We start from the raw sequence: 22,823 nt of genomic DNA on the forward strand, positions 1-22,823 counted from the left end.
CCCCTTTGCCAATCCGAATTGGCACTGCTCTACCAGCGCAACCGGCCTTGCTATCATCATGACAACATCACGGTTTTCTTCATGTCTCAAATGAAGCTTCAGGAACTGAAGAGTAAAACGCCTACCGATCTCCTTGCCTTTGCCGAATCCGTCGAAGTCGAGGGCGCGAGCACGATGCGCAAACAGGAACTCATGTTTGCCATCCTGAAAATGCTTGCCGCCCAGGACGTCGAGATCATCGGCGAGGGCGTGGTCGAGGTCCTTCAGGACGGTTTCGGGTTCCTGCGTTCGGCCAATGCCAACTATCTTCCCGGCCCGGACGATATCTATATTTCGCCCTCCCAGATCCGCCGCTTCGCGCTGAAGACCGGCGACACGGTTGAAGGACCGATCCGTGGACCGAAGGAGGGCGAGCGCTATTTCGCCCTGCTCAAGGTCAACACCATCAATTCCGACGATCCGGAAAAGATCCGTCACAAGGTCCATTTCGACAACCTGACGCCGCTCTATCCCAATGAGCGCTTCAAGATGGAGCTCGACAACCCGACCTCCAAGGATCATTCCGCCCGCGTCATCGATCTGGTGGCGCCGCTCGGCAAGGGCCAGCGCGGCCTGATCGTCGCCCCGCCGCGCACCGGCAAGACCGTGCTTTTGCAGAACATCGCCCATTCGATCACCGCCAATCATCCCGAATGTTTCCTGATCGTGCTTCTGATCGACGAGCGGCCCGAGGAAGTGACCGACATGCAGCGTTCGGTCAATGGCGAGGTGGTGTCCTCGACCTTCGACGAGCCTGCCGTCCGTCACGTTCAAGTCGCTGAAATGGTTATAGAAAAGGCAAAACGCCTGGTGGAGCACGGGCGCGATGTCGTGATCCTGCTCGACTCGATTACCCGTCTCGGCCGCGCCTACAACACCGTCGTGCCGTCTTCCGGCAAGGTCTTGACCGGCGGCGTCGACGCCAATGCGCTGCAGCGTCCGAAGCGCTTCTTTGGTGCTGCCCGCAACATCGAGGAGGGCGGTTCGCTGACGATTATCGCAACCGCGCTGATCGATACCGGCAGCCGCATGGACGAGGTGATCTTCGAGGAATTCAAGGGCACCGGCAACTCGGAAATCGTGCTCGACCGCAAGGTCGCCGACAAGCGCATCTTCCCGGCCATGGATATCCTCAAATCCGGCACCCGCAAGGAAGACCTGCTGGTGCCGCGCCAGGACCTGCAGAAGATTTTCGTCCTCCGCCGCATCCTCGCCCCCATGGGCACGACGGACGGCATCGAATTCCTGATCGACAAGCTGAAGCAGACCAAGAACAACGCCGAATTCTTCGAATCGATGAATACCTAAACGGGGCGGGGGCCGGGCGAGTTTTGTCTGACCGAGGCCTATCTGCAATTGGTTGTGTACCGCATTGAAGGTGGGATGGACCCCCCGTGGCATTCGCCGCATAGCCCCCTAATCTTCTCGCCCCGGAGGGGAGAGATGTCGCGAAAGCGACAGTGAGGGGGGAAGCTATCACCGCGAACGCCCTCGCGATCTGGACCGCCGCGCCACCCTCACTGCCCCTTTCGGGGCATCTCTCCCGCCAGCGGGAGAGAGTATTGGGAGCAAGCGGTAACGCCTTGACCATGTGGCGGCGAATCGGTGGTGGCGTTGCCAAATACTGATAAGTTATTGAAATAAAATAGGTTTCTTAAATATGGCCGCTGCCGGCGACACCATCTACGCGCTATCGAGCGGCGCCCTGCCTTCCGGCGTGGCGGTGGTGCGGGTGTCGGGAAAAGACGCTTTTTCCTGTTGCCTTGCGATTGCCGGCGCCGTGCCGGAGCCACGCAAGGCGCGCCTGATGAAGCTTGTCGATGGCGCAGGGCTTCCGATCGACACGGCGCTGGTTCTGGCCTTTGCGGGGCCGGCCTCCTTCACCGGCGAGGATTGCATCGAGTTCCAGCTTCATGGCGGGCGTGCGGTGGTGCGGGCAATGCTCGACCGATTGGCAGGCCTGGGCCTGCGGCATGCAGAAGCCGGAGAGTTTACCCGCCGCGCGTTTGAAAACGGCAAGATCGATCTTGTCGAGGCCGAAGGCATTTCCGACATGATCGCCGCCGAAACCGAGATGCAGCGGCGGCTGGCGCTGGAGCAGGCAGGCGGCGGTCTTTCCGAGCTCTATGAGGGCTGGGCGCGCGAACTGACCCATGCGCGGGCAATGATCGAGGCCGAACTCGATTTTTCCGATGAGGACGATATTCCGGGTTCGGTATCGGCCACGATTTGGGGCACGGTCGAGGAAGTTGGCCGCCAGATCGAAAGCCACATTGCCGGCAGCAGGGCAGGGGAGATTATCCGCGATGGCTATCGCGTTGTGATTGCCGGTCCTCCCAATGCCGGCAAATCCAGCCTGATGAACGCGCTCGCGCGTCGGGATGTCGCGATTGTCACCGATGTGGCCGGTACGACGCGCGATATTCTGGAGGTCTATCTTGACCTCGATGGCTATGCCGTTCGACTTTGCGACACTGCTGGTCTGCGCGACAGCGATGATGTCGTCGAGGCGGAAGGGATGCGGCGGGCACGGGCCCTGCTGGAGGAGGCGGACCTGATCCTCTCCCTTAGTGATATAGGATCGGGCCACTCAGCGGAGCGCTTCGAAGGCGAGTGCCTGCGGATCGGCACCAAGGCGGACACCGGGAACGGAGCCGAGGCCGACTTTGACCTGCTGATTTCGGCTCGAACAGGCGCGGGCATGGATCGCCTGGTCGAGATGATAAAGGCGCGGCTTGAGGCCCGGCTGGCTGGCGCTTCCTTGTCACTGCCGGTGCGCGATCGCCAGGTCGGCTATCTGAAGGAAACGCTGCATCAAATTCAGACTGCGCTGGCTGCCAGGGATCACTCGCCGGAGATACCCGCCGAGGCGCTGCGGCAGTCCGCTGTCGCGCTGGGCAGGATTACCGGGCGGGTGGACGTCGAGGATCTGCTGGATGTGATCTTCTCGTCGTTCTGCGTCGGCAAGTGAGCGGATTTGTTTCACGTGAAACAATCTTGACTCGCCCGCCGGCAAACGGCACAACGCATTAAAAATACCCGGCCGCGTAAGCGGCGGAGAAAGGCTCCGGGCGACGGCCCGTCGAGCCATGGAGTCACGAATGTCCTATGATGTCATCGTCATCGGCGGCGGCCATGCCGGCTGCGAGGCCGCTAGCGCCGCGGCCCGCGCCGGCGCCAAGACCGCGCTGATCACCCATAGCCGCGAAACCATTGGCGTGATGTCGTGCAACCCCGCGATCGGCGGTCTTGGCAAGGGCCATCTGGTGCGCGAGATCGATGCGCTGGACGGGCTGATGGGCCGCGTCGCCGATGCCGCCGCGATCCAGTACCGGATGCTGAACCGCCGCAAGGGACCGGCCGTGCGCGGTCCCCGCAGCCAGGCGGATCGCAAGCTTTACCGTCAGGCCATGCAGGCGGCGCTCTCCGAGATCGAAAACCTCAACATTCTCGAAGGCGATGTCTTCGATCTGGAAACCGCCAACGGCCGGGTTTCCGCAGTCATCCTCGGCGATGGCCAGCGCTTTGCCTGCGGCGCGGCGGTGTTGACCACTGGCACGTTTCTGCGGGGTCTGATCCATATCGGAACCCGGAAAATTCCTGCCGGCCGGGTCGGCGAGGCGGCGTCCGTCGGCCTCTCGGCGACACTTGCGCGGCTTGGGCTTTCCCTCGGTCGGTTGAAGACCGGCACGCCGGCGCGGCTCGACGGTCGGACCATCGACTGGGATTCGCTGGACCGCCAGAGCGCGGATACGGACCCGACACCGTTTTCCTTCATGACGACCGAGGTGCAGAACCCGCAGATCGATTGCGGCATCACCCGGACGACGCCGAAGGTGCACGACATCATCCGGGAGAATATCGGTCTTTCGGCGATGTATTCCGGCCAGATCGAAGGCGTCGGGCCGCGCTATTGCCCGTCTGTCGAAGACAAGATCATGCGCTTCGGCGATCGCGACGGGCACCAGATTTTTCTCGAGCCGGAGGGTCTGGACGACCCGACGGTCTATCCCAACGGTATCTCGACATCGTTGCCGGAAGAGGTTCAGGATGCTTTCGTTCACGCGATCCCCGGCCTGGAGAAGGTGACGATCCTGCAGCCGGGCTATGCCATCGAATATGATCATGTCGATCCGCGCGAACTTTCGGGCTCGCTTGAATTGAAAAAGCTCGGCGGGCTGTTTCTGGCAGGCCAGATCAACGGCACGACCGGTTACGAGGAGGCGGGCGCGCAGGGGCTGGTTGCCGGTTTGAATGCGGCGATGCTTGCGTCCGGCTCCGAGCGGGTGACCTTCTCGCGCACGGACTCCTATATCGGCGTGATGATCGATGACCTCACCACGCGTGGCGTGGCGGAGCCTTACCGCATGTTCACCTCGCGCGCCGAGTATCGCTTAACGCTGCGTGCCGATAATGCTGACCAGCGGCTAACGCCGATGGCGGTAGCGCTGGGGATTGCGACCAGTGAACGGCGGGAAAAATTCACGGACTATATGGCGGCGATCGATGAGGGGAGGGCGGCGCTGAAGAGTCGTTCGCTGACGCCCAATGAGGCGGCGCGCCACGGGTTGAAGCTCAATCAGGATGGCCAGCGCCGCAGCGCCTATGATCTTCTTGCTTATCCGGAGCAGGACTTTGCCGGGATTGCCGCGATCTGGCCCGAGCTTGGCTCTATCCCTTCGGCGGTGCAGAGCGCGCTGGAGATCGAAGCCTGTTACGCCGTCTATCTCGACCGGCAAGCCGCTGATATCGCGGAAGTGCAGCGTGACGAGGGCAGGGCGATCCCGTTGGAGTTCGACTATAGTAGCCTGTCGGGTCTTTCCAACGAGCTGAAAGGCAAGCTCTCGGCGGCGCGACCCGCGACCATCGCGCAGGCAAGCCGGATTGACGGCATGACTCCAGCGGCGCTTTCGCTGCTGCTGGTGCGGTTGAAGCTGCGGGCGGCCTGAGCGATGAAGCTGAATGGCATCGATGTTTCACGTGAAACAGAGGCGCGGCTGGACGGCTTCGTCCGCCATTTTGAGAAATGGGCGAAGGCGATCAATCTGGTTGCGCCGTCCACCCGCCAGCAGATCTGGGATCGGCACATTGCCGACAGCGCGCAATTGTTCCAGCTCGCGCCCGAGCCCAGGACATGGATCGATCTCGGCAGCGGCGGCGGCTTTCCCGGCATTGTGACGGCAGTCTTTCTGGCCGAGGCCGGAAAGGGCTGGGTGCACCTTGTCGAGAGCAACAACAAGAAGGCCTCGTTCCTGCGCACCGCGATCCGCGAGACCGGCGCGCGCGCCAGCGTCCATCCTATCCGAGCCGAGACGGCGCCGGCGGAGATCGAAGCGCCGCAGCTGATGTCGGCGCGGGCGCTGGCGTCGCTCGATCAATTGCTGAATTATGCGGCACCCTGGTTCGCGGCAGACCCTTCCTTCCGCGCTTTTTTCCACAAGGGGCGGGATTATCAGCGCGAGATCGACAAAGCGCGTGACCGATGGTCGTTCGATCTGGTAAAACATGAAAGCAAGGTCGAGCCCGGCTCCGTAATCCTCGAAATCGCGCGCCTTGCACCGGTTCTTTGAAGACAGGCGGGACGATCATGAACCAGAAAACCAGGATCATCACCGTCGCCAACCAGAAGGGCGGCGTCGGCAAGACGACGACGGCGATCAACCTGGCAACCGCGCTCGCGGCGATCGGTGAGAAGGTCCTGATCGTCGACCTCGATCCGCAGGGGAATGCCTCCACCGGGCTGGGCATCGAGCGCAACCAGCGGGAAATTTCGGCCTATGACGTGCTGATCGGCGAAAAGACCGTCGCCGAGGCCGCGGTGCATACCGCCGTTCCCAATCTCGATATCGTTCCCTCGACGCTCGATCTGCTCGGCTTCGAGCTTGAGATCGCCAGCGATCCCCGCCGGGTGTTCAAGCTGCGCGATGCGCTTTCGCACAGCGATATCACCAATTACCGCTACGTGTTCTGCGATTGCCCGCCTTCCTTCAATCTTCTGACGATGAACGCCATGGGTGCGGCCAACGCCATTCTCGTACCGTTGCAATGCGAATTTTTCGCGCTGGAGGGGCTCAGCCAGCTGCTCGACACCGTTTCGGAAGTGCGCAGCACCATCAATCCGAAACTGGAAATCCAGGGCGTGGTGCTGACCATGTATGACAGCCGCAACAATCTCGCCCAGCAGGTGGTCAGCGATGTGCGGGACTATATGGGCGACAAGGTCTACAAGACGCTGATTCCGCGCAACGTCCGGGTCTCCGAGGCTCCGTCCTTCGGCAAGCCGGTGATCCTTTACGATCTCAAATGCCAGGGCAGCCAGGCCTATATCCAGCTTGCCTCGGAAATTATCCAGCGCGAGCGTGCGCTGGCAGCGGCGTGATGCGATTAACATGGTGAACGCGATGAGTGATGACAATTCCAAACGGCGACTCGGCCGCGGTCTCGCCGCCCTGATCGGCGATATCGAGAAGCCCGAAGAAGCCAGTGCTCCGGTGACGGCCGACCGCCGGATCCCGATCGAGTTCATCACCCGCAACCCGCGCAATCCGCGTCGCCATTTCGAGGAAGCGGATCTGCGCGATCTGGCCGCCTCCGTGCGCCAGCACGGCATCGTCCAGCCGGTCGTGGTGCGCACAATTGGCGCACAACGCTACGAGATCATCGCCGGCGAACGCCGCTGGCGCGCGGCCCAGCTTGCGGGCCTTGCCGATGTACCGGCGCTGATCCGCGATGTCGATGACCGCACGGCGCTGGAAATCGCCATCGTCGAGAATGTCCAGCGCGCCGATCTCAACCCGCTGGAAGAGGCCAATGGTTACGAGCTGCTAATCGCAGAACATGGCTATACCCAGAACGATCTCGGTGACATTATCGGCAAGAGCCGTAGCCATGTCGCGAACAGTTTGCGGCTGCTGAAACTGCCCGAAGGGGTGCAGACAATGCTGGCCGAAGGCGCTTTGTCTGCCGGCCATGCGCGCGCCCTGATCTCCACGCCCGACCCGGCAAGCCTTGCCCGCACCATCGTCGAGCGCGGCCTTTCCGTGCGCGATGCCGAAAAGCTGGCGCAGAAGGCTATCGAGGGCGGTGGCCAGAGCAACCGGGCGCCGCGTCAGAAGGACGCCGATACGCTGGCGCTGGAGCAGACGCTCTCTGATCGGCTCGGACTGTCGGTCGTGATCGATCATAAAACCAATGGCGGGCAGATCCGGATCAGCTACAAGACGCTGGATCAGCTCGACGATCTGTGTCGCCGTCTGGATCGCACGCCGAATTGATATGACACAATTTTTCTATTTAAATTCAAAGGCCTGAAAGAAGGTATGCCCAGTATGAGATCTTCGCGCAAGAAGGTCTCGTTTCAACAGTATAGGGCTATCGCATATGACTTTTCCGCATAGCCCCCAATATTCTCGCCCCGGAGGGGAGAGATGTCGCGAAAGCGACAGTGAGGGGGGAGTCTTTCCTCTCGGACGCCCTCACGATTGGATACGCTGCTTCACCCTCACTGCCCCTTTCGGGACATCTCTCCCGCAAGCGGGAGAGAGTAATGGGAGCAAGCTGCTACGCCGTATGCGATAACCCTGCCTTCAACAGAAGGCAAACTCCGTTCCCCGGCCTTCCAAACGTCAGGCCCGCGTCGCCGCCCGGTTTGATCGCAGCGAGAGCGAAAGCAGGGTCTGCATCGCAATGCTTTCCTCAAGCTCGGGATATTGGCGTGTCTTCAGCACGGTATCGGCCAAAAGCCTGAGCGCCCGGGCCGTAGCCGCGCTGTTCCAGGCGCCAAGCGCGCGTTCGAAGATCGGCTTGCGCTTGAAGAAGATGTGCCGCCCGTGGGTCTGCATCACCTGGCTTGCGGGCAGGCGCTTGCTTTCCATTTCGGCGCGCATCTGGTCGAGCAGATGAAACTGGCGGATACAGCCATTGAGGATCAGAAAAATCGGCGTTTTCGACTGCGCCGTCTTGGCCATGGCGTGGCGCAGCGCCGCCATATCGCCGGAAAGTACGGCGTCTACCGCATCATCTGCGGAGATCGCGCTGGCATCGCCGATCACGGCGGCGACGTGCTCCTCGGTGATGACGTCAAGGCCCCGGCCATAAAGCACGAGCTTGTCGATTTCGTTGCGAGTCGCCAGCCTGTCGCCTCCGATCAGCGACAACAGCAATTGCCGCGCGGGCGGGGTCATGCGCAGCGAAGCATCGGATAAAGCCTGATCGATCAATGCGTTAAGCGCGCGCGCGTCGTCGGCATAGCAGGGTATGGCCGCGATGGAGCGGGCACTTTCCGCCGCCTTGCGCATGGCCGTGCCCTTGCGCAGCTCGCCGGCCTCGATGATCAGCGAGGCGCTTTCGGGCGGGCTCTCGCCCAGCATTTTCAGCACATCCGCGAGCGCCTTGTCATTGCCGCCTGCGCGCACCCAGACGAGCCGCTCCCCGCCGAACAGGCCGATCGCGCCCATCTCGTCCATGATCCGCCCGGCATCGACATCGCCGCTGTCGAGTTTCATCACCGCGAAGGCATCATCCAGCGGTACGCCCGTGCCCTTGGCGATCAGCGCGGCGCGTTCGCTGACGAGGCCGCGATCTGGGCCATAGACCAGAAATACCCGATATTTGCGGGCATCCTGGCGCAGGAAGCCGTCAAACTGGTGGGACTTTATCTCGGTCATCGGGGCCCTTGTCTATTGCGGGGCAGGGGCGGGCGGCAGAACCTCCGGAGGCTCCTTGTTGAGCGCGATGGCGAGATCGGCATTGATGATCTCGGCCACTTCGTTCGAGGCCCGCTGCTCGGCATCGCGAATGGCGCGCAGGCGGGCGAATTCCTGAGAGGGGAAGTCGACAAGCGCAATCGCCTTGCGGCGACCGGAGGCCAGAAGCTTGCTGTCGGAGCGGCGGCGAAGCGAATAATCCGCCGTCACGATGGTGCGGCCCGCGCTTGCGGTATCGGAGGAATCGTCAACCAGAACCTCGGAGGTAATCGCAAAGGCCGAGACATTGACGTCGTATTTCGGGTCGGTGCTTTCGCCGAGCCCGCCGGCGGTCATGAAGATCAGGTCGTTCAGCACATATTGCGCCACCGGGGTGGTGGGCGTGTTGAAGGCGAGCTGATGCATCTTGGCATTCAGCGCCGTGCCCTCCGCGCCCCCATAGAGCGGGCGAACCTGGCAGGCGGAAAGCGCCATCAGAGCGGCAAGGGCCGCAGCCGGCAGGGCGGTGCGGAAGAGACGGTCAGACAACAACATTCACGATCCTTTGCGGCACGACGATCACTTTCTTCGGCGTTTTGCCTTCCAGCGCGCGCGCCACCGCTTCCAGTTCCATCACCGCCGCCTTGATGCTGTCCTGATCGGCGTCGCGGGCGACGGTCAGTTCGCCGCGCTTCTTGCCGTTCACCTGCACCGGCAGGGTGATCTCATTGTCGGCCGTCAGCCCGGCATCGAATTCCGGCCATGCGGCCATGGCGATCATACCCTCACCGCCGAGCGCCTTCCAGCATTCTTCGGCGAGATGCGGCATCATCGGCGCAAAACAATGGGTCAGGAACAGGCTCGCCTCCTTCAGCGCAGCCAGCATCTGCGCATCCGCCTTGCCCTCGGCCGCTTCCGTCAGCGGGGCTGCCAGCAGGTTGACCAGTTCGTAGATCCGCGCGATTGCCTTATTGAAGGCCAGCGCCTCGATATCTGCAGCCACGGCCTTCAGCGTCTTGTGGGCGGCGCGGGAAACCTCCAGCGCCTTGCCGTCCGTCCCGGCTTTCGCCTCGACGCTGGAGAGGGCAGGGGCGGCCTCGGAAATCAGCCGCCAGATGCGCTGCACGAAGCGGAACGTGCCCTGCACGCCGGCCTCGGTCCAGACCACGTCGCGGTCGGGCGGGCTGTCTGACAGCACGAAGAACCGGGCGGTATCGGCGCCATAGGTTGCCAGAATATCGTCGGGATCGATGACGTTCTTCTTCGACTTCGACATTTTTTCGATCGAGCCGATCGTCACTTCCGCGCCGGTGTCCACCATGAACGCCTTGCGAATGCCGTCGGTCTCCTCGATCCGCACATCGGTCGGCGAAACCCAGCTTCCCGACGTGCCGCTGCCGCCGAGGCGATAGGTCTCGTGCACCACCATGCCTTGCGTGAACAACCCCTTGAACGGTTCGTCATGGTTCACGTGGCCGGTCGCCTTCATGGCGCGGGTGAAGAAGCGCGAATAGAGCAGGTGCAGGATCGCGTGCTCGATGCCGCCGATATACTGGTCGACCGGCAGCCAGCGGTCGGCAACGGCCGGATCCGTCGGCGCATCCTCGCGCGGCGCGGTGAAGCGGGTGTAATACCAGCTCGAATCCACGAATGTGTCCATCGTATCGGTCTCGCGCCGCGCGGACTTGCCGCAGCACGGGCAGGCGACATTGCGCCAGGTCGGGTGGCGGTCGAGCGGGTTGCCGGGCTTTTCAAAGTCGATGTCGTCCGGCAGCTTCACCGGCAGGTCGGCCTTCGGTACGGGCACCACGCCGCAATCCTTGCAATGGATCACGGGGATCGGGCAGCCCCAATAGCGCTGGCGGGAAATGCCCCAGTCGCGCAGGCGGAAATTGACCTTGCGTTCGCCCCGGGGCGCGCCACGCACGGTCTCGGCCTCCAGCTTTTGTGCAATCGCTTCAAAAGCTTCCGTCGTGTCCATGCCGTCAAGGAAGCGCGAATTGATCATCACGCCGTCATCGGTATAGGCCTCGTCGCCGATCGCGAATGTCGCCGCATCGCCATCCTTCGGCATCACGATCGGGGTGACGGGCAGGTCATATTTACGGGCGAAGTCCAGGTCGCGCTGGTCGCCGGCCGGGCAGCCGAAGATCGCGCCCGTGCCGTAATCCATCAGCACGAAGTTGGCGACATAGACCGGCAATTCCCAGTTCGCGTCGAAGGGATGGCGCACGGTTATGCCGGTGTCGATGCCCTTCTTCTCGGCGGTCTCGAGTGCGGCCACCGATGTGCCGGCGCGGCGGGTTTCCTCGCAGAAGGCGGCGACCTTCTCGTCGCGCTTCGCGGCTTCCTTCGCCAGCGGATGGTCGGCGGAAATCGCCAGGAAGGAGGCGCCGAAGATCGTGTCGGGCCGCGTGGTGTAGACGGTGATGTCTTCCATGCCGCCGGCATCGCCGCTGGCGATATCCCAGCGCACCATCATGCCCTCGGAGCGGCCGATCCAGTTCTTCTGCATCAGCCGGACCTTTTCCGGCCAGTGGTCGAGCGTGTCGAGCGCGTCCAGCAGCTCCTGGGCAAAGTCGGTGATCTTGAAGAACCACTGCGTCAACTCGCGCTGTTCGACAAGCGCGCCCGAACGCCAGCCGCGCCCCTCGATCACCTGCTCATTGGCGAGCACGGTCATGTCGACCGGGTCCCAGTTGACCTTGGATTCGCGGCGGTAGACCAGCCCCTTTTCCAGCATGTCCAGGAACAGATGCTGCTGGCGCTGGTAATATTCGACATCGCAGGTCGCGAATTCACGGGTCCAGTCGAGCGACAGGCCCATGGATTTCAGTTGATTGCGCATGGTCGCGATATTGTCGTAGGTCCAGTCCTTGGGGTGGACCTTGTTCTGCATCGCCGCGTTTTCGGCCGGCATGCCGAAGGCGTCCCAGCCCATCGGATGCAGCACGTTGAAGCCGCGCGCCCGTTTGTAGCGGGCCACGACATCGCCCATGGCATAGTTGCGGACATGGCCGATATGAATGCGTCCCGAGGGATAGGGAAACATTTCGAGCACGTAATAGGTCTCGCGCGGGTCGGCATTATCGGTGACGAAGACGTGTCCGTCATTCCACCGGCTCTGCCACTCGGGTTCGACTTTACGCGGATTGTAACGTTCGGATGCCATGTCGGATTTGCTCGGTTCTTTTTCTTGGGGATTTTGGCGGTGAGCTTCACCATGAAAGCGCTTCAGCGTCAAGCAAAACGGCCCCGAAACGCGCCCTGCGGCGTTGCCTCGCCGGATGCCTTTGCCATATGGTGACGCCGCAATGACAATGTGAGGTGTGACGATATGGGCGTGCGCGAAAATCTGGAAGAGGTGCTGGGCCGGATAAAGGCCGCCGAACACGAGGCCGAGCGCGCGGGCGTCACCCTCGTCGCCGTCTCCAAGACCCATGACGCCGACGCCATTCGCCCGGCGATCGAGGCAGGCCAGCGGGTCTTCGGCGAAAATCGGGTGCAGGAAGCGCAGAAGAAATGGCCGGCGCTGAAAGAAGAGACGCCGGATATCGAACTGCACCTCATCGGGCCCTTGCAATCCAACAAGGCCGAGGACGCGGTCAAGCTGTTTGACGTGATCGAGACCGTCGATCGCGAGAAGATCGCTCGCGCGCTGGCGAAGGAGATCGCAAAGCAGGGGAGGGCGCCGCGTCTCTATGTCCAGGTCAACACCGGCAACGAGCCGCAAAAGGCCGGCATCGATCCGCGCGAAACCGAAGCCTTCCTCGCGCTCTGCCGCGATGAGCTCGGGCTCGCGATCGAGGGCCTGATGTGCATCCCGCCCGCCGGTGAAAACCCCGGTCCGCATTTCGCGCTGCTGCACGATCTTGCGACCGAAAACAGCGTGCCGAAACTCTCCATGGGCATGTCCGGCGATTACGAGATTGCGATTGCCTTCGGCGCCACCAGCGTGCGCGTGGGCTCCGCAATCTTCGGCGAGCGCGACTATTCCGACTGAGAGCCCTCAGCCGCGCTTGAGATAGACACGGCCGCCGCCCTTCTTGCGGCCGGTATCCTCCACGCCGGGGAATTTGCCCTTGCGCACGGCATTCAGGAATTCCCGCCCGATCTTCACCTTGTCGCCGATATAAAGCCGGTCCCAGCTCTCGCCATAAAGCGCGGGAAAGTGAAACTTGCCGGGCTCGAGCCCCAGCAGCCGGCTTCTGATGTCTTCTTCGTCAAGCATGGTTCTTTGCTGTTGCGTTGGAAGCGCCCGGAAAATCAGCTGGCGGTTTTCCGGGCGGATGCATGAACGGACTGGCTCAGACCAGCGCGCCCAATGTTTCACGTGAAAACGTGGAGAGCGTTTCGGTCTCGCCGCCCTCGATCTTCTTGACCCATTCCGGATCGGCGATCAGGGCGCGGCCGACGGCGATCAGGTCGAACTCGTCGCGTTCCATGCGGCGGGTAAGCCGGTCGAGATCGGGCGTCTGGGCATTGGCCTCCGCGCCGCCGAACCAGCCCAGGAAATCGGCGCCGTTGAGGCCGACCGAGCCGACGGAAATTGTCGGAACGCCGGTGAGTTTCTTGGCCCAGCCCGCGAAATTCAGGCCGTCCTCGCCGTCGATCTCCGGAAATTCCGGTTCCCAGAAACGGCGCTGCGAGCAATGCAGCATATCCGCGCCGGCATCCACCAGCGGCTGCAGCCATTCGGCCATCTCGTCGGGCGTGGTGGCGATGCGGGCATTGTAGTCCTGCTGCTTCCACTGGCTGAGCCGGATGATCACCGGCATGTCGTCGGAAACCGCCGCGCGCACGGCCTTGACCACTTCCGCGCCGAACCGTGCGCGCTCGGTGATGGTCTCGCCGCCCCAGCGATCATCGCGCAGGTTCAGGCCCTGCCAGAAGAACTGGTCGATCAGATAGCCGTGCGCGCCGTGAATCTCGACGACATCGAAGCCGAGCCGCTCGGCGTCCGCAGCTGCCTTGCCGAAGGCGGCGATCGTATCGGCGATGTCCTCCTCGCTCATGGCGTGGCCGCGCTTTTCACCCGGCTTGACGAAGCCGGACGGGCTTTCGGTCTCGTCCGGGTTCGGCGGATAATCGGCGGAGGCAATGGTGTTGGCCACGTGCCAGATCTGGGGCCCCATCTTGCCGCCGGCGGCATGGACGGTGTCGATCACGTTCTTCCAGCCCGCAAGCGATTTCTCGCCGTGGAAATCCGGAATGCCGGGCAGGTTCTTGGAGTAGGGGCGGTCGATGACCGTGCCTTCGGAGAGGATCAGGCCGACATCGCCCTCGGCGCGGCGGCGGTAGTAATCGGCGACGTTCTGGCCGGGTACGCCGTCGGGCGAAAAGCCGCGCGTCATCGGCGCCATCACGATCCGGTTCTTCAATTCGAGCGATTTGAGTTTGAAGGGCCGGAACAGGGCCTCATTGGCGGAATTTGACATTTCGGGTTTCCTTTGCAGCCTTGGGAGGACTTGTGGCGACATAGGTATAAATTATGGACTTAGTGTCAATAAGGCATTATCATTAGCCTAGGTATAGATGAGGTGACCCCGTGACGCATGATCCGTCCCACTGCCCGAAATTCCAGGTGGATTGCATCAACCGGAAGATACTCGACCAGATTTCTGGCAAATGGTCGATCATGGTTCTGACCATGCTTGGCTACGGCCCCCACCGGTTCAACGCGATCAAGAAGCAGCTCGAGGGCATCAGCCAAAAGGCGCTGACCGACACGCTGCGCAAGCTCGAGCGCAATGGCGTCGTCAATCGCAAGGTGCTGCCGACCTCGCCCGTCGGCGTGGAGTATGAATTGACGGCGCTCGGTCAATCGCTGCGCGCCCATGTCATCGCGCTCTACACCTGGACCGAGGAAAACGGCGACGAAATCACCCGCGCCCAGGCCGCATTCGATGGACGCGCGGCCTGAACGACCAGTCTCCGACAACCGCCCAAAAGCAAAAGGGGGCTTTCGCCCCCTCGATCGTTCCGCGGTGATGCGGCCGCAGCCGGAAACGCCTTACCGGTCGTCGTCGTCGTTCTCGTCGTCATCCTTGACCGAATTGCCGAGCGAGGCGAAGCGGGAGAACACTTCGTCGGCGGACATGCCCTTGTCGTCGTCCGAACCGAGGTTCTCGGTGTCCTGAGCGGAGGCGAGGGTCGCATTGTCCATCTCGTCGGCAGAGGGCAGGGGCCGGTCCTTGGCGGACTTGCTGACTTCGAGGTCGAGATCGATCTGGCTGCAAAGGCCAAGCGTCACCGGGTCCATCGGCACGAGATTGGCCGCGTTCCAGTGGGTGCGGTTGCGGATCTGCTCGATCGTCGACTTGGTGGTGCCGACCAGGCGGGAGATCTGCGCATCCTTCAGTTCCGGATGGTTTCGCACCAGCCAGAGGATCGCGTTCGGGCGGTCCTGACGCTTGGAGACCGGCGTGTAGCGCGGGCCCTTGCGCTTGGATTCCGGTACCCGCACCTTCGGTTCGGAAAGCTTCAGCTTGTGGCTCGGGTTCTTTTCCGCGCGCTCGATCTCGTCGCGGGAAAGCTGGCCGGTGGAGATCGGGTCGAGGCCCTTGATGCCCTGCGCGGATTCGCCGTCGGCGATCGCCTTTACTTCCAGAGGATGCAGAGCGCACAATTCGGCGATCTGGTCGAACGACAAGGCCGTGTTGTCCACGAGCCATACGGCAGTCGCCTTGGGCATGAGCAGCTTTTGCGCCATTGGATATAGTCCTTCTATCGTCCGCGCCGGTGTCGCGGTCCGTGGGTCTTTGCCACTATTTCCGGGAAAACATGGGCGTTCATATAACGGCAAAATGTCGCAATTGCAATTGATCCGGCGGCAATTGACCAATGTCTTATTGAACTCGCCAAATCAGGCTGTATGAATGGGAATCAATGGAGGAGCCCCGGTTTTCAGTGCCTTTCCGCCTTTCTTTGAAACGCGAAAACGCTCCATCTGTTGATTGTGTCGCAATTCCGCCCGGTTAAGCGGTTCTCGTGGAATTGCCGTTAGGAGGAAACGATGTCGTCAAAAACCTATCCCGTGCCGAAATCGGCGAGTACGCGCGCAAAGATCGACGCTGCGAAATATGACAAGTGGTACAAAGAAAGCGTGGAGGAGCCGGAGATTTTCTGGGACCGCCATGGCCGCCGGATCGACTGGTTCAAGCCCTATACCAAGGTCAAGAACACATCCTTCAAGGGCAGGGTCTCGATCAAGTGGTTCGAGGATGGCCAGACCAACGTCTCCTACAACTGTATCGATCGCCACCTGAAGACCCGCGGCGAGGAAACCGCGATCATCTGGGAAGGCGACAACCCCTATATCGACAAGAAGATCACCTATAACCAGCTTTACGATCAGGTCTGCCGCATGGCGAACGTGATGAAGAAGCACGGCGTCAAGAAGGGCGACCGGGTGACGATCTACATGCCGATGGTGCCGGAAGCCGCTTACGCGATGCTCGCCTGTGCGCGCATCGGCGCGATCCACTCCGTGGTGTTCGCCGGCTTCTCGCCGGAGGCGCTGGCAGGCCGCATCGTCGATTGCGAGAGCACCTTCGTGATCACCTGCGACCAGGGCGTGCGCGGCGGCAAGCCGATCCAGCTCAAGGAGAATGTCGACCTCGCCATCGATATCGCCGCCAAGCAGTATGTCATGGTCAACCATGTGCTGTGCATCCGCCGCACCGGCGGCAAGGTCGGCTGGGCGCGCGGCCGCGACCTCTGGCATCACGAGGAGATCAAGACCGTCAAGGGCGACTGCCCGCCGGTGAAGATGAAGGCGGAGGATCCGCTGTTCATCCTCTATACCTCGGGCTCCACCGGCAAGCCCAAGGGCGTGCTGCACACCACCGGCGGCTATCTCGTCTGGACCTCGATGACGCACGAATATGTGTTCGACTATCGCGAGGGCGAGATCTTCTGGTGCGCGGCCGATGTCGGCTGGGTCACCGGCCATTCCTACATCGTCTACGGCCCACTCGCCAACGGCGCGACCACGCTGATGTTCGAGGGCGTGCCGACCTTCCCGGATGCCGGCCGCTTCTGGGAGGTGGTGGACAAGCACCAGGTCAACATCCTCTACACCGCGCCGACCGCGATCCGCGCGCTGATGGGCGCCGGCGACGATCTCGTCAAGAAATCCTCGCGCGAGAGCCTGCGCCTGCTCGGCTCGGTTGGCGAACCGATCAACCCGGAGGCCTGGGAATGGTATTATCGCGTCGTTGGCGAGGAGCGCTGCCCGATCGTCGATACCTGGTGGCAGACCGAGACCGGCGGCATGATGATCACGCCGTTCCCGGGCGCGACCGCCTTGAAGCCGGGTTCGGCTACCACGCCGTTCTTCGGCGTCCAGCCCCAGCTTGTCGACAATGAGGGCAATGTGCTGGAAGGAACGGCCGACGGTAATCTCTGCATCATCGACAGCTGGCCGGGGCAGGCGCGTTCGGTCTATGGCGACCACAACCGCTTCATCCAGACCTATTTCTCCACCTATAAGGGCAAGTATTTCACCGGCGACGGCTGCCGGCGCGACGAGGACGGCTATTACTGGATCACCGGCCGCGTCGACGACGTGCTCAATGTGTCCGGCCACCGTCTCGGCACGGCGGAAATCGAAAGCGCGCTGGTCTCGCATCACTATGTTTCCGAGGCCGCGGTTGTCGGCTATCCGCATCCGGTCAAAGGGCAGGGAATCTACTGCTATGTCAGCCTGATGAGCGACCACGAGGGCGACGAGGCGCTGCGCCAGGAGCTGATCAAGTGGGTGCGTGCGGAAATCGGCCCGATCGCCACCCCCGACAAGATCCAGTTCGCCCCCGGCCTGCCCAAGACCCGCTCCGGCAAGATCATGCGCCGCATCCTGCGCAAGATCGCCGAGGACGATTTCGGCGCGCTCGGCGACACTTCCACCCTCGCCGATCCCGGCGTCGTCGACGACCTGATCGAAAACCGCCAGAACAAGTCGAAGGCGGCGTGAGGTCGCAACTGCCCCTGATCACGGGGTTGCGTTAAAAAGACTGGCCGCCGGCATCATCCGGCGGCCTTTCTTTTTCTTCCCCGGCGTTTCCAAACCGACGCGCGCTTTCTATGCTGCGAACCAAACAGCAAAGGAGACCGCCATGACGATCGGGTTTATCGGAACCGGCGAAATCACCCGGGCCGTGGTCACCGGCCTTTCCACGGTCGAGGGTGAGAAGCCCGCGATCCTCGTTTCGCCGCGCAATGAGGCGATCGCGCGCGATCTTGCCGAAAGGTTCGACAATGTCGCGGTCACGAGCAGCAATCAGGATGTCATCGACGGGGCGGAGATGGTCTGCCTGGCGCTGCGCCCGCAGGATGCCGTCGATATTCTTCAAGGCCTGAAATTCGGCCCCGCCCATCATGTCGTCTCGTTCATGGCAACCTATGGCGTTGAGCAGATCGAAAAGCTGACGGCGCCGGCCCAAAAGGTCACGCTGGTCACCCCGCTTCCCGCCGTCGCCTTCCATGGCGGTCCGACGCCGATCCATCCGGTGCATCAGGAGGTGGTGGACCTGTTCGAGCCGCTCGGCACGCCGGTCGCGGTGGAAACCGCAGAGGAATATCAGGCGCTCTGCGTCGCCACCGCGACCCTTGCCGGCGCGTTCGCCTATTACGAGACGATCGCCGACTGGCTGGCGGCGAAGAACGTGCCGGCCGACAAGGCGCGGGAATTTTCCGGCGCGGTGTTTTATGCGCTTGCCGCCACCGCGAAAAACGCGCCGCAACACTCTTTTGGCGAGCTCACCAGGGAATCCGCCACCCGCGGCGGCACCAATGAACAGGTTCTGGCGCATCTGAAGGAGGACGGGGCGTACCGCGCGCTTTCGAAGGCGATGGATGGCATCTGGCAGCGGTTCGAGGACGCAAAGTCCTGAAGAACAGCGCAGAACCCTCTACCCTCACGCCTGCCGGCCGGTGCGCCGCGCCATGGCGCGTTCGACCATGACAAGGCCGTCATGGATCAGAAGCGCCAGCACGCCGACCACGAGACCGCCCTGCAGCACGAAGGCAGTATTGTTGGACAACAGCCCGGCGATGATGACCTCGCCCAGCGTCTTGGCCGCCACCGTCGAGCCGATCGTGGCCGTCGCCAGCGAAATCACCACCGAAAGCCTTATGCCGGCGAGAATGACGGGGAAGGCGAGGGGGAATTCCACCTGCACCAGCCGCTGAACGCCCGTCATGCCCGCGCCGCGGGCTGCCTCGGAGACATTGCCCGGCAGGTTGGTCAGCCCCGTCAGCGCGTTTTCGAAGATCGGCAGCAACCCGTAGAGAAACAGCGCGATCAGCGTCGGGATCGGCCCGAAGCCGAAGATCGGCACGGCCAGCGCCAGCACGGCGACCGGCGGAAAGGTCTGGCCGATATTGGCGATCGAGCGCGACAGCGGCAGGAATTCGACGCCGAAGGGCCGGGTGACGATGATGGCGAGGCTCACGGAAAACAGCGTCGCGGCGAGCGTCGCCAGCCCCACCAGCGCCAGATGGCTGAGCGTGAGCGACAATATGCTGGACTGGGTGTAGATCGCCGGCGCGTTGTTCTGCGTGAACGGCGCGAACACCGGCGCGAAGGTCTCGGGCGTGACGATGAAGGTCACGAGCAGCGCCAGAAGCGCCAGCCTTGTGAGCATGGCAAGCTTCATGAAGCCGGACCTTCCGCCCGCTGCAACAGTTTCTCGCGGGTGATGCGGCCGATGACGACGCCGTCGCGTTCCACCGGCACGGCGTCGCGTCCGGACCAGAGAATCTGCGCCAGCGCATCCCTTAGGCTCGCGGTATCGGCGATGGGGGGACCTTCGGCCGGGCCTGCCTCCACCATTTTCGACGCCGCCGTCAGCGACAGCATGCGGAAGGCCTTGTCGCCGGTGCCGAGCAGTTCGTTGACGAAGTCGGAGGCCGGATGGGCGATGATTTCTGCGGGCGGCGCATATTGCAAAAGCTTGCCCTCATGCATCACGCCGATCCGGTGGCCGAGCAGGATCGCCTCGTCCATGTCGTGGGTGACGAGCACCACGGTGGTCGAGAACTGTCGCTGGATCTTGAGCAGGTCCTCCTGCGCCTTGGCGCGGATGATCGGGTCGAGCGCGCCGAAGGGCTCGTCCATTAACAGCAGCGCCGGCTCGGCGGCAAGCGCCCGGGCCACGCCGATGCGCTGCTTCTGGCCGCCGGAAAGCTCCTGCGGCATGCGGTCGCGATAAAGCTCGGGCTCGAGGTTGAAGAGCGACAGCAGCTCGTCGACTCGGGCATCGCGCTTCTTGCGGTCCCAGCCGAGCAGTTTCGGCACGGTCGCGATGTTTTCGGCCACCGAGCGGTGCGGAAACAGGCCGTGGCCCTGGATCGCATAGCCGATACCGCGTCTCAGCTCATAGGCCGGCAGATCGCGGTTGTCGCGCCCGTCAATGCGGATCGTGCCGGATGTGGGCTCCACGAGCCGGTTGATCATCCGCATCAGCGTGGTCTTGCCGGAGCCGGACGTGCCGACAATGGCCGCGAGTTCGCCGCGCTCGACGGTGAGCGAGACATTGTCCACGGCCCGCGCCTCGCCATAGACCTTGGTGACGGCATCGATCTCAATCATGGGCGGCGGACCCTTTTCTTCTGGCTGACTTCAACGAGGGCGTCGAGGATGATGGCTGCGGCAAAGGCCATGCCGACCACCGGCAGCGCGCCGAGCAGAACGAGGTCGGTCGCGGTCTGGCCGATGCCCTGGAACACGAAGGTGCCGAAACCGCCGCCGCCGATCAGGCCGGCGATCACGGCGAGCCCGATATTCTGCACCAGCACGATGCGGATGCCGGTGAGGATCACCGGAAAGGCGAGCGGCAGCTCGATCTGGAACAGCAGTTGCGGGCCGGTCATGCCCATGCCGCGCGCGGCGTCGCGAGCATCGCGCGGCACGCTGTCGAGGCCGGCGACCGTGTTGGAGACCACGGGCAGCAGCGAATAGGCAAACAGCGCCACGATCGCCGGCGCAAAGCCGATACCGGCAATGCCAAGTGCTGCCGCCCCCGGCACGGTGCGGCCGATCCAGGCCAGCGGCGCGATCAGAAGGCCGAACAGCGCAATCGAGGGAATGGTCTGTAAGACGTTCAGGGCGTTCAGAATGCTGGCGCGCACCGGCGGCGTTCGAAAGCACAATATGCCGATGGGAATGCCGATAACCGTGGCAGCCGCGAGCGATCCGAAGGCGAGCGCCACGTGAATGCGGCCCTCGCGCCAAAAGGCGTCGGCGCGGTTTTCATATTCCTTGATGATCGAAAGCTCGTTCCACGCCCCCGACCACAGCAGCGCCCCGATCGCGGCAATGGCGGCGAGCAGAAAGATGATTCTGGCGAGCGGCGAGAGCTGTTTGCGCACGATCGCATCGGCCATCGCGATCGAAAACGCAAACAGCATGATCCAGAACCCGCCGCCCGGCGAAACGCGGGCATAGGGATTGTCGTCCGGCATCAGGTAGTAGCCGGCGCGACCGACCATCAGCGCCAGCACCGCAATCGCGGCCACCGCTGCGGCCAGCCTGAGGTTCACCGGGGTTTTCAGCAGAATGACGGCAATCACGGCCATCAGAAAGGCGATCAGCGCGATCGCCTGCGCCATCGGCATCGCCGCCCAGAGCATGACGCCCTCGGCGGAAACGATGCGGTTTGCCCGCGACAGCGCGAAGGGCTGCAGAAACAGACCGGCAAGCGCGATCGCCGCAACGATGACGCCAAGCTTGTCGAGCCTTCCGGTCGCGCTGGTCTCTGTCTCGGTGATGGCTGACATGTTCTGCCTTCGGTCGTTGTTCCGTTGAGGCGGGGCGATGCTGCTCCAAACAATCTCCCCCTTGAGGGCAGGGCTATGGCATATGACATCGCCGCATTGCCCCCCAATCTTCTCGCCCCGGAGGGGAGAGATGTCGCGAAAGCGACAGTGAGGGGGGAGTCTTTCACCGCGAACGCCCTCACAATTTGAAATGCTGCTTCACCCTCACTGCCCCTTTCGGGGCATCTCTCCCGCAAGCGGGAGAGAGTATTGGGAGCAAGCTGCGATACCCCTGCCCGTGAGGGGAAACTATTGGGGGCTTTGCGGTTAGGTCCAAAAAACCTGGCCTTACTTCACGAACCCGTTCAGCGTCAGGAACTCCTTGGCAACCGCATCGGCCGGTTCGCCGCCGACCTGGACGCGGCCGTTGAGGTCCTGCAGGGTTTCAAGGTCGAGCGCCTCGAAGACCGGTTTCAGGATCTCGGCGATCTGCGGATATTCCTCAAGACGCGCCTCGCGGATGATTGGAGTCGGCAGATAGACCGGCTGCACGCCCTTGTCGTCGTCCATCACCTTCAGGCCGGAGGGCGCGATGCCGCCATCGGTGCCATAGACCATGGCGGCATTGGCGCCGGAGGTCTGCTTGGCGGCGGCCGCGATCGTTGCCGCCGTATCGCCGCCCGAAAGGGTGATCAGCTGGTCGGACTCCAGGTGGAAGTTGTAGGCCTTCTCGAAGGCCGGCAGCGCCGAAGGCGAGGTCACGAATTCGGAGGAAGCCGCGAGCTTGATGTCGCCGCCATCGGCGATGTATTTGCCGAGTTCGGAAAGGTCGGTCAGATTGTTGTCCTCGGCGATTTCCTGACGGATCGCGATTGCCCAGGTGTTGTTGGCGTTGGCCGGCGTCAGCCACACGATCTTCTCGGCGTCATAATCGAGCTTCTTGGCCTCTTCATAGCCTTCCTCGGCATTCTTCCATACCGGCAGATCGGCCTTGTTGTAGAAGAAGGCGGCATTGCCGGTATATTCGGGATAGATGTCGATCTGGCCTTCGGTAATCGCCTGACGCACGATCGGGGTGCCGCCGAGCTGGATCTTGTTTTCCGTCGGGATGTCGTTGGCCTGCAGCGCCTGAAGGATGATGTTGCCGAGAACGCCGCCCTCGGTGTCGATCTTGGAGGAGACCACCACGGGCGCGGCGGCGGCGGTCTGGACGGCGGCGAGCGCGGCGATCGCCAGTGCGCCGGTCAGGGTGAGAAGTCGGTTCATATCGGTTCCCTCTCTCTAGGAACGGCCCGTCCCGGGCCGGTTGCCGCGCCTTGGGGTCTCACCCCCGCAAACGGC

The 22,823-nt window shown here is 62.7% G+C and carries 20 protein-coding genes; 10 read left to right on the forward strand and 10 right to left on the reverse strand.

Features of this window, described 5'->3' with window-relative positions; genetic code table 11:
* Positions 1-81: 81 nt before the first annotated feature.
* The 6 genes from rho to V6766_RS03535 all read left to right on the forward strand — a co-directional run bounded on the left by rho (position 82) and on the right by V6766_RS03535 (position 7,313).
* Positions 82-1,347, forward strand: a complete 1,266-nt coding sequence (rho, locus tag V6766_RS03510) for a transcription termination factor Rho (protein WP_448463640.1) — start codon at positions 82-84, stop codon at positions 1,345-1,347.
* 352 nt (positions 1,348-1,699) lie between these two features.
* Entirely contained in the window at positions 1,700-3,010 is a 1,311-nt protein-coding gene (mnmE, locus tag V6766_RS03515; RefSeq protein WP_448463641.1) for a tRNA uridine-5-carboxymethylaminomethyl(34) synthesis GTPase MnmE, read from the forward strand.
* Positions 3,011-3,140: 130 nt separating this feature from the next.
* The gene (mnmG, locus tag V6766_RS03520) at positions 3,141-4,988 is read left to right on the forward strand and encodes a tRNA uridine-5-carboxymethylaminomethyl(34) synthesis enzyme MnmG (protein WP_448463642.1); all 1,848 of its coding nucleotides are present in this window, start codon (positions 3,141-3,143) and stop codon (positions 4,986-4,988) included.
* Between the two features lie 3 nt (positions 4,989-4,991).
* On the forward strand, positions 4,992-5,609 hold the full coding sequence (gene rsmG / locus V6766_RS03525) for a 16S rRNA (guanine(527)-N(7))-methyltransferase RsmG (RefSeq protein WP_448463643.1): 618 nt from the start codon (positions 4,992-4,994) through the stop codon (positions 5,607-5,609).
* Positions 5,610-5,626: 17 nt separating this feature from the next.
* On the forward strand, positions 5,627-6,418 hold the full coding sequence (locus V6766_RS03530) for a ParA family protein (protein WP_448463645.1): 792 nt from the start codon (positions 5,627-5,629) through the stop codon (positions 6,416-6,418).
* A gap of 22 nt (positions 6,419-6,440) precedes the next feature.
* Complete coding sequence (locus tag V6766_RS03535) at positions 6,441-7,313, forward strand: ParB/RepB/Spo0J family partition protein (RefSeq protein ID WP_448463647.1); 873 nt, start codon at positions 6,441-6,443, stop codon at positions 7,311-7,313.
* A 351-nt stretch (positions 7,314-7,664) separates the two neighbouring features.
* Here the strand turns inward: V6766_RS03535 and holA are convergent, their stop codons facing one another.
* From holA to leuS, 3 genes are read right to left on the reverse strand one after another with little or no spacing between them, the layout of a single operon-like run.
* Positions 7,665-8,705 (reverse strand): DNA polymerase III subunit delta, encoded by a 1,041-nt coding sequence (gene holA, locus V6766_RS03540; RefSeq protein WP_448463649.1) that lies wholly within the window; start codon positions 8,703-8,705, stop codon positions 7,665-7,667.
* Between the two features lie 12 nt (positions 8,706-8,717).
* Positions 8,718-9,278 carry a hypothetical protein gene (locus V6766_RS03545; RefSeq protein WP_448463651.1) on the reverse strand — a complete coding sequence of 187 codons (561 nt, stop codon included), beginning with the start codon at positions 9,276-9,278 and terminating at the stop codon, positions 8,718-8,720.
* A complete protein-coding gene (gene leuS, locus V6766_RS03550; protein ID WP_448463653.1) occupies positions 9,265-11,895 on the reverse strand; it encodes a leucine--tRNA ligase in 2,631 nt (876 codons plus the stop codon). Before leuS ends, V6766_RS03545 begins: the two co-directional genes overlap by 14 nt.
* Positions 11,896-12,060: 165 nt before the next feature.
* Between leuS and V6766_RS03555 the strand changes: the two genes are divergently transcribed.
* Entirely contained in the window at positions 12,061-12,726 is a 666-nt protein-coding gene (locus V6766_RS03555; protein WP_448463655.1) for a YggS family pyridoxal phosphate-dependent enzyme, read from the forward strand.
* A 6-nt stretch (positions 12,727-12,732) separates the two neighbouring features.
* On the opposite strand, the gene V6766_RS03560 is transcribed toward V6766_RS03555, so the two are convergent.
* Together V6766_RS03560 and V6766_RS03565 are read right to left on the reverse strand one after the other, a co-directional pair.
* Complete coding sequence (locus V6766_RS03560) at positions 12,733-12,954, reverse strand: DUF1413 domain-containing protein (RefSeq protein WP_448463657.1); 222 nt, start codon at positions 12,952-12,954, stop codon at positions 12,733-12,735.
* 76 nt (positions 12,955-13,030) lie between these two features.
* Positions 13,031-14,161 (reverse strand): NADH:flavin oxidoreductase, encoded by a 1,131-nt coding sequence (locus V6766_RS03565; RefSeq protein ID WP_448463659.1) that lies wholly within the window; start codon positions 14,159-14,161, stop codon positions 13,031-13,033.
* 110 nt (positions 14,162-14,271) lie between these two features.
* Here V6766_RS03565 and V6766_RS03570 point away from each other — a divergent pair, with 110 nt between their 5' ends.
* Positions 14,272-14,646 carry a winged helix-turn-helix transcriptional regulator gene (locus V6766_RS03570; protein ID WP_448430010.1) on the forward strand — a complete coding sequence of 125 codons (375 nt, stop codon included), beginning with the start codon at positions 14,272-14,274 and terminating at the stop codon, positions 14,644-14,646.
* 90 nt (positions 14,647-14,736) lie between these two features.
* Here the strand turns inward: V6766_RS03570 and V6766_RS03575 are convergent, their stop codons facing one another.
* Positions 14,737-15,435 carry a DUF1013 domain-containing protein gene (locus V6766_RS03575; protein ID WP_448463661.1) on the reverse strand — a complete coding sequence of 233 codons (699 nt, stop codon included), beginning with the start codon at positions 15,433-15,435 and terminating at the stop codon, positions 14,737-14,739.
* A 303-nt stretch (positions 15,436-15,738) separates the two neighbouring features.
* Between V6766_RS03575 and acs the strand changes: the two genes are divergently transcribed.
* Together acs and V6766_RS03585 are read left to right on the forward strand one after the other, a co-directional pair.
* Positions 15,739-17,697 (forward strand): acetate--CoA ligase, encoded by a 1,959-nt coding sequence (gene acs / locus V6766_RS03580; RefSeq protein WP_448463663.1) that lies wholly within the window; start codon positions 15,739-15,741, stop codon positions 17,695-17,697.
* A gap of 142 nt (positions 17,698-17,839) precedes the next feature.
* Positions 17,840-18,616, forward strand: coding sequence for a pyrroline-5-carboxylate reductase (locus V6766_RS03585; protein ID WP_448463665.1), 777 nt, complete (start codon positions 17,840-17,842; stop codon positions 18,614-18,616).
* 24 nt (positions 18,617-18,640) lie between these two features.
* On the opposite strand, the gene V6766_RS03590 is transcribed toward V6766_RS03585, so the two are convergent.
* The 4 genes from V6766_RS03590 to osmF form a co-directional block, all read right to left on the reverse strand.
* Positions 18,641-19,381, reverse strand: a complete 741-nt coding sequence (locus tag V6766_RS03590) for an ABC transporter permease (RefSeq protein WP_448463668.1) — start codon at positions 19,379-19,381, stop codon at positions 18,641-18,643.
* Positions 19,378-20,316 carry an ABC transporter ATP-binding protein gene (locus tag V6766_RS03595; protein ID WP_448463670.1) on the reverse strand — a complete coding sequence of 313 codons (939 nt, stop codon included), beginning with the start codon at positions 20,314-20,316 and terminating at the stop codon, positions 19,378-19,380. Before V6766_RS03595 ends, V6766_RS03590 begins: the two co-directional genes overlap by 4 nt.
* Positions 20,313-21,503, reverse strand: a complete 1,191-nt coding sequence (locus V6766_RS03600; protein ID WP_448463672.1) for an ABC transporter permease — start codon at positions 21,501-21,503, stop codon at positions 20,313-20,315. The genes V6766_RS03595 and V6766_RS03600 overlap by 4 nt, the downstream gene beginning before the upstream one ends.
* Before the next feature lie 327 nt (positions 21,504-21,830).
* Positions 21,831-22,748, reverse strand: coding sequence for a glycine betaine ABC transporter substrate-binding protein OsmF (osmF, locus tag V6766_RS03605; protein WP_448463674.1), 918 nt, complete (start codon positions 22,746-22,748; stop codon positions 21,831-21,833).
* Between the last annotated feature and the right edge of the window lie 75 nt (positions 22,749-22,823).

It is taken from the genome of Martelella sp. AMO21009 (assembly GCF_053484295.1).